Consider the following 14,682-nt stretch of genomic DNA (forward strand, 5'->3'; position numbering starts at 1 on the left):
AAGGGTGTCATTTTATTCTGGGCGGGTGAAAGAGGCGGCAAGCGTGCGGGGTTTGTGCCACCGTTCATTCCGTTCCTGAATATGGACTTCCAGCTGGTGTAAGGAGGTCACGACGTCATTGACCTGGTTCAGTGCCCCTACGATGGTGACAGGCGTTCCGACGTTTACCCGCTCGAATACGTCATCCATCGCGGAATTTTTCAAAGCAATGCACCCGCTGGTGGTTTCTTCGTTATTGGGATCTTCACCATGAATTTCAATTAGGCCGCCGATTGACCGGTTCTGGGGCACCAGGCCCTTGGCTTTGGCCTCGTGGAATCGTTGTTGGTGGGCTATTGTGGGATAGTCCAAGAGTAACGCTTTATAATAAATAGTCCCCGATCCCTCTTTTTTGTGCATCACGCGAAATTGTCCTTCCGGTGTGGCGCCATCCCCCTCGTAGAGCTTGTCGGCCAATCCTGAAAATCCCACCCGTGCCGGATAATCCGCAACGACCCGGCCGTGTTGGTAGACGAGGAGGCGACGGGGGGCCTTGAGGACAATGACGGCTGTGCCGGCGGATCGATGTATGGTCTGCGTGACCCATTCCTCCCAGCGGGCAATTTGGGCCTCGTTTGTATAGCGGTTCATTTGTGTGACGACATGGGCTTCCACGCGGCGAAGATGTTCAATTGCCTGCTCTCCGGCCGACCTGGCCTGCATGTATTGTCCCTGCTCCAATCTCACCACACTTTCTCGAAGCAATACCTCTGCCTGGGACAGTGCCAGCATGTCGTCTTCGAGATCGAATACATGAGAAAGCTCTCGCAACCGTGTGAGCTGCGCCTGTTCAGGCTGAAGGAGCTCCTCGACCTCCAGGCGCAGTGCGGTGATTTTTTGTCGAGAGGCTTCAATCAACAGAGAGCCTTCTTCCACCAGTTGTTGATAAGTCTGGCTGAACTGTTCAGCGTCGCCGGTTGTCCACCAGTGATTGGCCTCTGTCCGCCATTGGGAACGGAGTTCGAGCACGTGTGTATGGAATTGTTGATATCGATCAGGAAACAATGTCTCTGCGCCGATGACCCATGCCTGTCGGTCCAGCTCTTCGACCAGTAAAGGAAAAGTGTCGGGATAGTCCGTGTGTCCCCACCAGGCAAACGTCAACGCTGGAAGCAGGACCAGCACGAGCGTTATCATCCAGCGCCGACGCCAGGCCGACTGAAACCTGGTGAACGGAGTGGTCATAGTGTTCTCCATCATCAGACGTGTTGCTTTGCGGCAAGCTGTTTGACAGAGATAATCTGTGCTTGAATTCGAGTGGCAAAAAATTCTACGGAATGGGAGGTGGTCATCACGTCGATGAAGTGTTCTTGTGCCATAATGGATTCGATTTCAGCGAGGAGGGTTTCCGTGTCCTGAAAGGCTTGTAGAAGTTGGTCCAACTCCCCGTGATCAGGGGTGGGAGCGGAAACGTCTGCCAGGAGCGCACGAACGTCTTGAAGATGCTGTTTGGCAAAGGCGAGAGCCACCTCAGCATTGGCTTTGGACTCCTTCTTATTGGCGATGGCTTCGATTTTTGCCTGCGTGGCGTTGTTGAAGACTTCCGACAGCATGGTGATGACAGGATCATAATTACGAAAAAGCGGCAGCCGATCTCCCTGTCGATCCAGTTGTTGTTGTACCTGTCGAAATGCCGTTTCCGCTTCAGTGAATCTCTCAATTGCGTAATGTTCGGCTTCTGATATTTTCGCGTCTTCAAGAGCTTGGGTGGCTGCGTTCAATTGGGAGATAGGTGGTTCTGCGCAACCGGTCAGGAGCAGCCAGGTCAGGAAAAACACATGTCTGCCCCAGGGAAAGTCAACGGTTCGAGGCATGTGTCCGTTGAGGGATTTCCAGCCGGCGTTGATTTGGATTCTTTCAGTCACGATGATCGGGATATCCTTATCAGTCCGGAAGGTCGTTTTTCTTAAAGAGGAAGAGGGGCCGAACCATTCCGGCCCCTCTTGTTGTTCGCCCGAATCAAAACCTGGACAGGTGGGGCCTTTTCCTTGATGGTAAAAGGTCGTGAATTGCAGGTATCGGGTATCGTCCGGATACCTATTTGCCTAGTGGCTTTTTGGCCGGATTTTGTTGTGGCTTAGCAGGGCTAGGGGCGGCAGTCGGTTTCCCGATTGGCATACCCTTTTTGGGGTCTTTTTGATTTGATTGGTTCACAGGAGCACCTCCTTTAAAGGTTAGGTAAGCCGTCATGGCTTACTACTCTTGGATATATCAGCAAAGGTAATGCCAGATTTTGATCTGCTGGACAGGAGGAATTCCTGCATTTTTTTCAGTTAAGGCGGTGAAATTTCTTGTAAGAACATCATGCGCAGAGACATCCTGTCCAATGAAAGAAATCTTGTCCATTTTTCCTGAAAATTCTGGTTCAGGTTTGGAGTGTCTCCGTAGCATAATTTTCCGGCGTTTCGATGGAGGTCCGGGATTGGTTTCTATCTTAAAGGCAGAGGGTTGATCCCGCTTCCACCTTTCTGTTCCCGGTGCTGGTTGATGCCAGGTAGACCTGCCCGTAGGACCTTTGATTCGTGTATGAAACAGGAGGGAATTTGTGCCTATTAGGGGGATTGGCGTTGTAAATATTGCGCTGCGGCATCCAAGGCCCGGCTCAGCAGGTCAGGTCCGGCCCAGGTTCGGGTGGTCTCGCTTTTATGGACTGTCGCCCAGTCCAGTGCAAAGGGGAGGGGAATGAGACGAACCGGGCCCTGGTAACAATCCGTCCAAAGTTTGCTCAGAACCGTCCCGATTCGAAACGGGGAAGGAATCAGCTGGATGGGGTTTCGTATCAAGTCTTGGCAAAGTTCGGCAGGGGAAGTGACCAGCAATTCCCGGCAGGCGGACGGCCGCTGTTCATAGATTGAGCAAATTTCATCTTCCAGAAATGGACAAGGCATTCGAAGCGCATAGTATGCGCGATTAAGAGGCTCCAGTTCTTCGTCGGTGCCTTGATCTTCGGAAAAGGCCAATCGTTGCAACCCATCCTCCAGGCTCGCTTCACGCAAGGTCTTTTGAGCCGCCTGAAATCGCTTAAGCAATCGCTCTTTTTTGGGTGGAGGGAGTGCCTCAACAATCGACAGGAGCGCAATGGCCTCCGGAGGGGAAACGGGAATCATCATGCGGCAGCAGGCGGCACAGCCTTTTTGACAGGAAATGGTGGCACCGGTTTGAGTGGTGTTGTCGATGGCCAGCTGGTGAGCTTGTTCTCCGAGGGATCGCATGAGGGGGAGGATGTCGGTAATGGGAATGAATCCGGTCGGTACCGAAACCGACGCGGTCAGATCTCCGGCAGGGGTTTGAATATCCAGATTGTACGATTCGTGAGGTCCGGAGGTATTCATGGGAAAATCTTATGAAGGAATAATCAACTAAACAGATTACGTTAATAGACGTCATTGCCCGGCCGTGACTGCCCTGGAGGTGAGCCGGAGATTGAATTGTAGAAGAAACCCTATTTGGAGGAAAGGCTGATGGCTTGGGTTCACCCGATATGCCGGGGGAGGGCATCATTTTTTGCATGACGCCATTCCAAGAGAATCATGGGCCTTACAAGATACCCAGGCTTTTTCCTTGAGAGTTTCAATTCTTGAGGAAGAAAGAATTCATATACAAGTCCTTCTGTTTCCAATGGGCTTCTTGTATCCAGGGGGCTGACACCAGGCACATTTATAGCATAGTCGGGTCGTGGTTAGGGATTGAAAATCTCATTTTTCTTACCCGGTTCTTCCCTTAAGGCATAAAAACCGCATCGTGGCAAGAAAAGTCGAACCACAACGATGCTTGAACGTATGATGGATCGTTCAGTATTTCGGACAGTATTTCGGACGAAACGTTTACTGAGCCACCTGCGCTCCGAGGATTCCCATGAATTAGGGTTAAAACGGGATCTGACTGTGTGGCATTTAGTCGCGCTTGGGATTGGCGCCATTATTGGGACCGGAGTGTTTGTCTTAATAGGAACGGCCACGGTCGGCAATTCCCATCGACCGGGTGCGGGGCCCGGCATCATCCTGTCCTTTTTGTGTTCGGGAATGGTCTGCGCGCTGGCAGCGCTCTGTTATGCGGAATTTGCCTCTATGATTCCAGTGGCCGGCAGCGCGTATTCCTACACCTATGCCACGTTGGGAGAATTGATTGCCTGGTTAGTGGGGTGGAATCTGATTTTGGAATATGGCGTGGCGAGTGCGGCTGTGGCCATTGGCTGGTCCGGGTATTTTGTCAATGTTCTCAAGTTGGTGGGCATTGAACTGCCGGATCTGCTGGCTCATGCTCCAGAAGCAGGCCGCAGTGGCCTGATCAATCTTCCGGCCGTGCTCGTGTCTCTTGTGATGATGGGACTACTCTTATTGGGAACCAAGCGAAGTGCACAGATCACCGGTGTGATTGTGGTCGTGAAACTTTTGGTCATTCTTTTCTTTCTGGCTGTTGGAGCAGGAGGGGTGAACGCCGAGAATTGGACTCCCTTTCTTCCTAATGGGCTATCCGGCGTCGCAGCAGCCGCAGCCATTGTGTTTTTTGCGTATGTGGGTTTCGATGCGGTCTCGACGGCGGCCGAAGAAGCTCGAAACCCCCAGCAGGACATTCCTCGGGCTATCTTGATATCCTTGGGATTCTGTACGCTTATTTATGTCTCCGTGGCAGCCGTTCTGACGGGGTTAGTCCCTGTAACATCCATTGATGTTCATGCACCTGTGGCAGACGCTCTCAGCCGAGCAGGATACCGGTGGGGCGGAGCCCTGGTTGCCGTTGGGGCTTTGGCCGGGATTACCGGCGTATTACTTGTCATGATGCTCGGGCAAATCCGGATCTTCTTTGCGATGTCTCGAGATGGTCTCCTCAGTCCTTGCCTGGCCACGATTCATTCTAGGTATCAGACTCCGTCCCTGTCCACCATCCTGACCGGATCAGGGGTCGCGCTTCTCGCTGGGTTTATCCCCATCGGAGAAGCCGCTGATATGACGAATATTGGAACCCTTTTTGCGTTTTGTCTTGTCTGTCTTGGCGTGCTGTGGCTCCGTGTCACCCAACCCGAGCATCCACGGGCGTTCCGGCTTCCCTGGATGCCATGGATCCCCGTGTTGGGAACACTCTCGTGTTTTGGGCTTATGCTCTTTCTCCCCTCACTTACCTGGATTCGTTTTGGGGCGTGGACATGTATCGGACTCCTGGTCTACGCCTTCTATGGCCATCGTCACAGCCGGTTGGCCGCCACTCATAAAAATATTTCAAGATTCACATAGCGGTTAATGGTTCTTCGCTTTGGTCATGATTTTATCGGTCCAGGCTAACAACACGGCTGAGCCTAAAAAGGTCAGATGAATGATGATTTGCCATTGAATGTGTTCAATTGGCACATTGGCAATGTTGACGAAGGCTTTAAGTAAATGAATGCTGGAAATGCCAATCAACGAGGCTGCTAGTTTCACTTTGATCGTGCCCGGGTCAATATGGCTGAGCCAATCCGGTCGATCAGGATGACTCTCCAGACTTATTTTACTGACAAATGTCGCATATCCTCCGATGACGACCATGGTGAGCAGATTGGCCACCATGGTGATATCCACCAGGGTGAGGATTCCTAACATAAACACGGTTTCGGTGAGGGTGCCAATTTCATGTACCATGTGCCACAGTTCGGTCAGAAATTTCCAGGCATAGAGCACTTCAGCGAGGATCAATCCACCATATAAGGGTGCTTGTATCCACCGGCTGGCAAAAATGCCCATTTCGAATACGTGTTCGATCCAATGGGGAATGTCTGCCGGTGTGGAACCGATAGGAGAATCCGGTGAAGTCGGGGATTGGGCCATAAAAACCTCCTTTGAAAAAATGTTGAATCAACGCTTAAAGCTCTCCAGTCTTTCTGGGAACATGACCGTGGTAGGAACGCATGCGAACAATGCTCTTTAAACGTTCTAAGAGTGATCGTTGGCGTAGAATTTGATGTGAGAAAAAAGGAAGGCACATCATTCCAAGTTGATCAAATACTGTTGGTAGGAAAGAAATTTTATGAGTGAGGAGGAATGATCAAGATTGATACGGAAGGTGGGTGAGCACGAAATTGAAGCAAAGGGATGAAATTCTTTTCTTGAATGTGGTGGTCAGTCTGGCAAATATACTGGGAGCGCTTAAATCAGATCAAGTTTTCCAAAATAGTCCCCGGTGAGGAGTCCTACTTTCATGTCAGATGGCATCGGTCACCTTCATATCAGACGGTGGCCGATGCATGGATACACTCTTCCACACGCCATGCCGGTCAACTTCCTTAGAAAACCAGCGTCACCGAGAACTGTAAGATGCGCCCGGTATCAAGTTTCTCTTTATCCTGAACCGTCAGTGACCATTTTCCCTTTGGATTTTTGCCGACGAATGCCAGGAGGTCCGGTGTCGTGGTGACATCATAGGTGGTGTGGATATTGTCTGTGCCGCCACCAATCCGATTATGGAGCAAAATGGACGATACTCCTGTTGAATTGGGGGGTACCACCTTAATGATCAAATCACCGATATACGAATGCTCAATATCCACTCCAATTTTGACGGAGGTGAGCGGGGTGGTCTCGGCCACTTGAACCGAGAGTCGTGAAGTTTGAAGATCGCGAATGGGAATGATGGCCGTGGAGGTATGAACGGTGGTGGGAGTGGGAATGGCCGGTGCAGCCAATTCTAGCGCGCGTTTGGCATTGATCCGTCCATACCCATATAAAATGCTATGGCCGTTGGTGTCATATTTTCCAGCGCTTGGATCAATTTGATCACACGAGCGTTTGAGCAGATCTTTGACTTCATCCCATCGCAGGGAGGGGTTGCGAGCGAGAATGAGGGCGGCCACCCCTGCGACACCGGGACATGCGCTTGATGTGCCGCCAAAATCGTTGACATAATTGCCTGCCGCATCGCCTCGACTGACCTGTCCGGGATTATATCCTGCTGATGCTGAGCGATCGGTGGTCCAGATTCCCGGGATGGGGAGAATGGTATCGTTGCTGGGAAAGGTACACCAAATGGCCTTGCCGAAATCGCTATAGGCACTCCTTTTCCCTTTGGCATGGCAGGCGGCCACGGCAATCACTTTTTCATAACTGGCATAACCATCGTTATCGACACTTTCATTGCCGTTTCCGGCGGCCCAGGTGATCACACACCCTTTTCCGTTGCGTCCATTCGCGACGGTCCAATCAATAGCAAGGCGGGTGGAATCCGGCAGGGGAACGACCGTGTGGTGGAGCGGGTCGCGTGGATCCCACCAGGCGCCATCCTCCGGCCCCCAGCTACAGGAAATGACATCTGCGCCATGTTGGGCGGCCCAGATAAATGCATCGGCCTCGGCCTGTGAGCCTAACGGAGATACATAACGGATGGCCATCAATCGGGCTTTGGGAGCCACCCCGGAGGCACCATGAAAACCATTGCCGGTGGCGACGCCTGCACAGGCGGTTCCATGATTATCCCGGCTGCCGGGTCGAGGATCGTCAGTGGCGCGTGTGACGTCGCGAGGAGCGATAAGTTTTCCTGAACCGGCAAACTCTTCGTGGTCAAGATCCATGCCGTCATCAATGATTGCGACAGTGATATTTTCTCCCTCACTGAGTGCCCAGGCCGCCTCCACGTTGGCATGGGCATCATAGACCGTTCCATCAATCGTGGTCTTTTTCAGGTGCCATTGTTGTGGGAACGCTGTGCGCCATCCCATTTGTCTGACAAGTTCAGGGTGACAGAGCTCCACATGTTTATGCCGCAAGAGACTTTCGGCTATGGCAAACACTTCCTGCCCTATACCCTCGGGCGCTTCGATAAAGAAGGTATTGCGAGCATATTCCAACACCCGTTTAATTCCGAGTCCGGAGGCTTTTAAGATTTTTCGACAAGTGGATTCGGCCAGGTCATCATCAAATTTGGCAAAAAGATTTTCGGTGTACAGAACAGGTTGTTTTGACTGAGGATCGACCAGGACCCGTCCCGCAAATTGTACGTCTTTTACGGATTGTATGGTAGTGCGGATGGCTCCTCGCACGCTTGCGCGTCGAACGGTTTGAGGATAACGAAAGATTTCCACTCCTGCATGGTGAAACCGGTGCAGGGGCTCAAGAATGTCCAGTGCCTGCCGAGCTCGCGTTGACTGAGCGGCGGCTTCCAATGGTCGACGACTCTCCGTTCGCACCACCACGAGCTCTTCATCGGTTTTCAGTTTGAACGCTTTCCCGTTTTGTCCTCCATAACGATATGACAGCATGGGTGTTCTCCTTCGGTTTGACTACATAATGATGCGTGGACTTGCTTCGCATTCCTTCGTAGAATGGCTGATGGCTGTGAACGATCCGTTTTCTCACTTTCCTCTAAGGATGAAGGTAGAAGCCCAAGCCTTGTCCCGTGTCTATGTTCGTGAACCTGACTGCTTTGCGGTCCATGGGCCCGTGCCTTCGGCTTTGGCCACTTCGGTGTTGTACGCTTTTGATGATCCGGTCATCAACGTGTGCCGAGGTGAGGTCCCGGCCTTGTCGGGGCTACCTTCCGACCTGATAGTGACACCGGTCTATCGCCTTGAGCCTAATGGTCCGCAAGGAGTGCCGACCGGCAATGTGTTTATTCGTTTCCGGCCACAGGTTTCCGTCGAGGGTCGGCAAAAAGACATAGAAGCGTGCGGCTTCTCCATTCGTGAATCACTTTCCTATGCACCTCATGCCGCATGGCTTCAGAGCCAGGATGGAAATATTGCCACGGCGCTTAAAGGTATTGCAAAGTTGCGTGATCTAATTGATGTGGAACTGGTAGAACCGCAAATGTTGATGAGGCGGGTGCAGCGGTCATCCGACGGTCCCTCGTCGAAGGCACCACTTTAAAGGATTCCCTTGGAATGATCGTATCGGTGTCGAACGGCAAGGGAATCTCTAGAAAGAGCGATTCGTTGGCGGGCATGGTTGGTAATGTCGCCAAGCGCTTTTACCACCCAATTGTCCGGTTGTAGAGCTCCGACGATTGTCACCGGAGTCCCCTCTTCAGCAAGATGAAAGACGGCATCCATATCTGCATTATGGAGGGCGACGCAGCCATTCGTTGTGCTGTTGCCATCAGGTTGTTGGCCATGAATTTCAATGAGGCCTCCGATGCCGCGGTGTGCCGCTAAGCCTCCCTTGTTCTTGGCTTCCTGGAAGCGTTGACGATGGGCATTGGTTGGATAATTGAGTAAGAGGGCCTTATGGAATTTGGTGGATCCCGGTCCTTTTTTTTGCAGGATTCGAAACTGTCCCTCCGGTGTCGCGCCATCCCCTTCCTGCAACTTGTCCTGAAGTCCTGAAAAGCCGAGATCAATAGAAAAACGGCGCAACGGTTTTCCATTCCGATAGACTACAAGGTGGCGGGAGGCTTTAATGACCACGATAGCTGTGCCACCTGTCCTTGAAGACCAATCCAGGGTGTTGGTGACCCAATGAGTCCACTTGGCAAGTTGTGAGACGGTCCCATACCGTTCCATTTGGGAAATGGCATGAGCCTCGACGGGTACAAGAGATTCTCTTGCCTGTCTGAGGAGAATATGAGCTTGCTTGTCGCTGTCTTGTGCGAGTCGAGAGGCTGCCTGATTGAGTAACCCCTCCGTTACCGATAGGGTCCGTAGATTTCGTCGAACATCAAATATACCGGTTAATGCACGTAGACGGGCGACTTGGCGACGTTCCGACTCCAGGGCGGTTGCCAGTTGCTGGTGTCGGGTGAATTTTTGGTGTGTGGAGGTCTTAAGAAGGGTCGAGCCCTCTTGCAGCAGGTTGTGGTAGGTTGCTTGAAGTGTATAGGTGTCGGTGGTTGGCCACCAACGTGCTTGTTCTCTCCGCCATTGCGTTCGAAGATCGATGATGTCCTGGTGAAATGCGCGATATCGTTCCGGGAAATAGGCTTCCGCGCCGTGGCTCCAAGCCTGGCGATCAAGCGATTCAAGTTGAGGTGGGAAGATTTCGGGGAGGCGATCTGACTTCCACCAGGCAACAATCAGGAATGAAAGCATGATGAGAGCTCCAGCCGCCAGCCAAACTGCTGGTCGTTTGGCTGGTTGTCGGCCAGAGCTCCACCCTCGCATGTGTTAGGCTTTCTTGTGTTTTCCTGTCTTCTGAATGGCCTGCGCGACCTGTTCATTCACGCGAGCTGCCAAGGCTTGAACTGATTCGGCTTTAGCCTTGACTCCAATATAGTCTTCCATGGCCATAATGGCGTCAATTTCAGCAAATGTGGTTTCTGCGGCTTGTAGGTCGCCACGTAAGGCTTGCAGATCGGCCTGGGTTCCCTTACCTGTAGGTGCTTGGGCCAACTGATTTTTGGCTTCCTCTAATGAGGTTTTGGCTAACACCACGGCTCCTTCCGCTTCGGTTTTAAACAATTGCCTGTTGGCGATGGCTTCGGTTTTGGCTTTTTCGGCATCCGCTACAACCTTCGCTAAGAGGGCATTTGCGGCATCATAGTTGCGCGTCATGACAAATGTATCGTCTTGCGCTGCGATTTCTTCCTGGGCTTTTTGATATTCGTCCTCCGCAACGCGTAAGGATTCAGAGGCATATTTCTCCGCACCGGCTTGCTTGGCAGTCTGAAGGGCTTGCAAGGCCGAGTCAGTCCCTTGAATGGGTTTTTCGGCGCAGGCCATAAGCAGGGTGCCGAATAGCAATACGAGAGTACCCGTTTTCAATGATTGAATCACGTTTCCCATGTTTGTCAGTTTCCTCCTTTATGATGGAGAGAGAAGATTTCCTCCCCGTTGGTTATGGTTGTACGAGCCTGGCCCACGATTGGTGAAAGGAGCGAATTCCCTGCCCTCGTGTACGAATTCCACTGACTTGTCTGGAAAGTACAGCGTTGGTGTATCCGCGGAATGTTTGGGTAAGACATTCAGATACGAGAGGCGGGCGTTCTTTTGTTCCCCTCCGGTTTCCTGAGCGGCTTTTTCATCAAGTAAAGATTTAATGAGCAAAGAAGATGCCAAAGAAAGGTGATCACAAAAGGCGGGGATGATAAGTATGAACAGCTAAAAGATCTATTTTTGCATGCAAAATCAGGAAAAAGGCTGAATCATGTGTGAGAACCCATGGACATCATGTCTGAGAACAGAAACTTTGTCCGTGAATTTCTTTATAGAAGGCAGTAAACGAAGCACCAAATAATTTCCAGGGCTCACAAAAGCTTTGTGATCGGTTTGATGTTGGTTGAGGGAGAGGTCCAACGTACCGAAGAAGCGGCCCGTTGGACTCACATTCAGGGCAAGTCCTGTTCAAACGCAGATCTCGTGCAAAATTTCAAGGGAGTAATGAAAAGAGAGGTTTGGGCAGGTATGAAGTTCAGCCTAAAAACAAGTGACGGCCAGAATGATCAACTTCGTGGTTGAAAGGGTTGGGGGTACTTGGCTTCTAAGGAGTATGGCCTGACATACGCGTGGAGATGCGGTGCAAATAAACGAAAGATGCGGACGGGTAAACTGCTTGTGAAGCTGAAGTCACCAGATTGCGGACCTGATACCTGGGCGGTAATGGTTCCAAAAAAACGGTTGTCAATGAGAAACACAAATGTGGCTGTTCGGGCGATGGGGCGGGATTCAATTAATCGATAGCCTCGCTCATACACTTTTTGACGATGATCTCCGGTTCCGGTTTTCCCACCGATCGAGATGGTCATACCCTCTGAGGGCGGCAAGGCGCCTTTCGCGCCGATCGCTGTTCCATGCTCCACCACTTCGATAAGTTCCTGACGGAGAATTTGAGCGACCAGCGGGTTCAAAATTTGTTCCTGATCTGGTTCTTGAGGTGCGACAAGTGTTTCAAACGGGGTTCCTTCCGCAAAGTGCAATTGTCGAATTGTCACCGTGGGGATTTTTCTTCCCTCGTTGACCAGAATACCCATGAGTTCCGTCAAAGCCGCCGGGCGGTCGGCGGAGCTGCCAATAGCGGTCGCTAACGACGGGACTAATGTTGCAAAGGGATATCCGACCCGTTTCCAGGCTTTGTGGATTTCCATGAATGCCTCTTGTTCCAGAATAAGTCGAATCCGACTATCCTGTGCGGCTTTACGATGAGTCTTAAATAACCAGGCGTATACCTCCAACAACTCCTGCTCACTGGCGTTGGTGAGTTCGGATTTGCCGGAATTGGGGTGTTGCCGGAGGAATGCAACCGTCCACAATTCCAGTGGATGGATGCGGGCCACATAGCCTCGATCAGCAAGGCTGAGCACGCGGGGATCAGTCTGTGTAAAAAGCCGGTCGGCTTGCTCGGGGGAGAGCTTGATGGTGGGAAATGTCTTTTGCAGAGATGCGGTGAAGGTCCGGACATCCTTCTCAGGTTCGATTGAGCGCAGGAGGACAGCCAGTCGGAGCGGTGTGAGCCGAGTCTGGGAAAGGACCAGCTGCCAGGCTTCTTCCGGTGGAAGTCCTTTGTATTTGTCGTAGAAACGATAGAGAAAGATTCGACCTTCCTGTTGGGCGAATTTTTGTAAATATTGCCGGCGTATGGGATTGAGAGGGTCTTTGAGGACCATCGCGGTCGATCCGGGTATGGCGAAAGTGTGATACTGGACGAGATCCCGCATTAAGCGGATAAAGACTAAATTCACTGAGTGATGAAAAGCTTCACGGACAGTAAACACTTTCCCGTTATCGGCTCTGTTGAAATTGGCAAAGGTGTGAAGCCCGCCCCCAGTCCAAAACCGTTCGGTTGGACTCGCTGAATACTGTCGATCGAGGGCGGCTTTTAATATTCCGGAGAGGGATTGATCTGAAGAAGTTTGCAGATAGGTTATTGCCCATCGGCTCAGTGGGTCCAGGGATTGCCGGTTGAGCTCCAAGAGTTTTTGAGGGGACTGCCCTGCATACGCGTGATGGAGGCGTTCAATGGCTTCCAGATATGTGACCAATGTACGAAGTTTGGCCGTTGAGCCCAGATCCATTTTTGAGCCCTGATTCATATCCAATGGTTGATTGAGGGTGTCTGTTTGAACTCGAAGGAGATTGCCGTGGGGGGTTCGCTCATACAGAGTCAGGCTATAAATGATATCCGCCGGATTTCCTTGAGCAAGCATATGAGGTTGAGTCAGTTGGGAGTCTGTCACAAAGGCGGGATCTGCCAGTTGTTGTAGGAGGGTGGTCGCTCGCAATTGGAGATCGCGGTCCAGGGTAGTTTCCACGGTGGCGTCCAGATGGTCCAAGGCATATAGACTTGGAAGCCCTAATAAAGTTTGTAAATGGGCGCGTATGAAATTTGGTGCTTTTTGATCTTGAAAGGAGGTGTTGCTTGAATTTGTTGATGATACTGGCGCAAAGACCAAGGGATAAATAAGGGCGAGGTCTCGCAAAGCAGGGGAAATAATACCGGCGTTTGTTAGGAGGCGAAGGTAGGTATTGGTTTTCTCGTTCAGGGCATCAATGTGTGTAAGGTAAAAGGAGGGTCGCCTGAGAGCCAGGAGGAGGCTGACTCCTTTTTTGTAGGTGGCTGCAGCCAAGGCCATTTTTTCCAGAGATGCCGGGTCAGCACCAGCCAGAATCTGATCAAACCGGTTGAGGTCCATGTGAAACCAGGCCGATAGACCATCACCGAAGCCATGGACCTCCCCGGCACCAGGATACGCACCGAGCGGGAATGAATTCATATAATCCAGGACCAAATGTTTTTGAGCCTCTTGCGTGCGAACGTCGTCGTGATAAATCCGGAGACTGGCGGCCGTTACCTGTTTGGCTTTTTCCAGCAGGGAGGAGGTTTGTCCTCCGGGAGAATGCCGGAATTTCTCCAATTGCGTGGCCAAAGTGCTTCCCCCGGGAACGTTCTGGTCGTTTTTCACCAATTGAATGCCTTGCGTGAGGAATGCTTGCCCTAACCGGTCCCATTCCACGGCCGGATTGGCATAGGGACAGCAGGGATCAAGTAATTCTCGATTTTCAATGAAAAGGAGGGTTTGAACCAACAAGGGGGGAATTGCTTCAAAATTAGGAAATACTCGCTTCGGGTCTGCATGGTGAAACAGGTCCTGACCATGACTATCCACAATGTGTAACCCGCCCTGGGCCTTTACCCGGTAGATGGGAGGGAAACCCAGATTGGAGATGGTTGTGAGTTCAGTCGATGGATGGGCTTGCGCCTGAATGACGAATCCTTTCTTTTGGAGCTTGGAGAGCATATCGGGGAGTCGGGTATACCCGCGCCGTTCGTCCAAGGGGCCTGCAGATGGAAACACTGTGAGTGGGGAGGGCCCCGGTTTTACTTGGGATGTTAGTTGAGCGGAGATTGCATGAAATAGATGGGATTGAAGCCAGGAAGTGTTCAGTTCAAATATCGCCCAGCCCAAAAAAGTCAATGTGGCCAGGAAGACAATATGCGTGGTTTGGTAGGGGGGGCGAAGGCTTTGAAGGAGGCGACCAAGGTTTCGCCATTTCTCGATTTGCTGGGAATTACCGGGTGTGGTTTCAGCGCCCACCCAGGAGTCGGCAGGAGGAAAGGTCAGGGCCTTTCTTGATTGGAGAAGAGATACCAGAAAAGTCGCTGTTTTACGGAAAGGTCCGGTCTGTATGTGTAAGAGCATGGACATGTGATAACGGAACGTAACCCATCCTAGCCAAGTGTTTCGAAATACATTTGTGCAAAAAATGTACGAATGCTTTATGAATTTCATATGCTGCCGGTATGGCCAAGT

General features: G+C 51.6%; 10 protein-coding genes. 2 read left to right on the plus strand and 8 right to left on the minus strand.

What is annotated here, in order from left to right:
* Window positions 1–12 precede the first annotated feature (12 nt).
* From LX98_RS05160 to LX98_RS05170, 3 genes are all read right to left on the minus strand, one after another.
* On the minus strand, window positions 13–1,224 hold the full coding sequence (locus LX98_RS05160; RefSeq protein ID WP_496427875.1) for a L,D-transpeptidase family protein: 1,212 nt from the start codon (window positions 1,222–1,224) through the stop codon (window positions 13–15).
* A gap of 14 nt (window positions 1,225–1,238) precedes the next feature.
* Window positions 1,239–1,904, minus strand: coding sequence for a hypothetical protein (locus LX98_RS05165; RefSeq protein ID WP_496427876.1), 666 nt, complete (start codon window positions 1,902–1,904; stop codon window positions 1,239–1,241).
* Window positions 1,905–2,591: 687 nt separating this feature from the next.
* Window positions 2,592–3,371 (minus strand): YkgJ family cysteine cluster protein, encoded by a 780-nt coding sequence (locus LX98_RS05170; RefSeq protein WP_496427877.1) that lies wholly within the window; start codon window positions 3,369–3,371, stop codon window positions 2,592–2,594.
* Window positions 3,372–3,818: 447 nt separating this feature from the next.
* Between LX98_RS05170 and LX98_RS05175 the strand changes: the two genes are divergently transcribed.
* The gene (locus LX98_RS05175) at window positions 3,819–5,270 is read left to right on the plus strand and encodes an amino acid permease (protein WP_496427878.1); all 1,452 of its coding nucleotides are present in this window, start codon (window positions 3,819–3,821) and stop codon (window positions 5,268–5,270) included.
* Between the two features lie 3 nt (window positions 5,271–5,273).
* Here LX98_RS05175 and LX98_RS05180 read toward each other — a convergent pair whose 3' ends face one another.
* Window positions 5,274–5,840 carry a TIGR00645 family protein gene (locus LX98_RS05180; protein ID WP_312642872.1) on the minus strand — a complete coding sequence of 189 codons (567 nt, stop codon included), beginning with the start codon at window positions 5,838–5,840 and terminating at the stop codon, window positions 5,274–5,276.
* Between the two features lie 455 nt (window positions 5,841–6,295).
* Window positions 6,296–8,263: a S8 family serine peptidase gene (locus LX98_RS05185; RefSeq protein WP_496427879.1), complete on the minus strand. Its 1,968-nt coding sequence runs from the start codon at window positions 8,261–8,263 to the stop codon at window positions 6,296–6,298.
* Between LX98_RS05185 and LX98_RS05190 the strand changes: the two genes are divergently transcribed.
* The gene (locus LX98_RS05190) at window positions 8,262–8,870 is read left to right on the plus strand and encodes a hypothetical protein (RefSeq protein WP_496427880.1); all 609 of its coding nucleotides are present in this window, start codon (window positions 8,262–8,264) and stop codon (window positions 8,868–8,870) included. The two genes, LX98_RS05185 and LX98_RS05190, sit on opposite strands and share 2 nt — an antisense overlap.
* On the opposite strand, the gene LX98_RS05195 is transcribed toward LX98_RS05190, so the two are convergent.
* The 3 genes from LX98_RS05195 to LX98_RS05205 all read right to left on the minus strand — a co-directional run bounded on the left by LX98_RS05195 (window position 8,867) and on the right by LX98_RS05205 (window position 14,577).
* Window positions 8,867–10,099, minus strand: coding sequence for a L,D-transpeptidase family protein (locus LX98_RS05195; RefSeq protein WP_496427881.1), 1,233 nt, complete (start codon window positions 10,097–10,099; stop codon window positions 8,867–8,869). The two genes, LX98_RS05190 and LX98_RS05195, sit on opposite strands and share 4 nt — an antisense overlap.
* 3 nt (window positions 10,100–10,102) lie before the next feature.
* Window positions 10,103–10,720, minus strand: a complete 618-nt coding sequence (locus LX98_RS05200; protein ID WP_496427882.1) for a hypothetical protein — start codon at window positions 10,718–10,720, stop codon at window positions 10,103–10,105.
* Window positions 10,721–11,376: 656 nt separating this feature from the next.
* Window positions 11,377–14,577, minus strand: a complete 3,201-nt coding sequence (locus tag LX98_RS05205; protein WP_496427883.1) for a transglycosylase domain-containing protein — start codon at window positions 14,575–14,577, stop codon at window positions 11,377–11,379.
* Window positions 14,578–14,682: the final 105 nt, after the last annotated feature.

Source organism: Nitrospira marina (genome assembly GCF_059568365.1).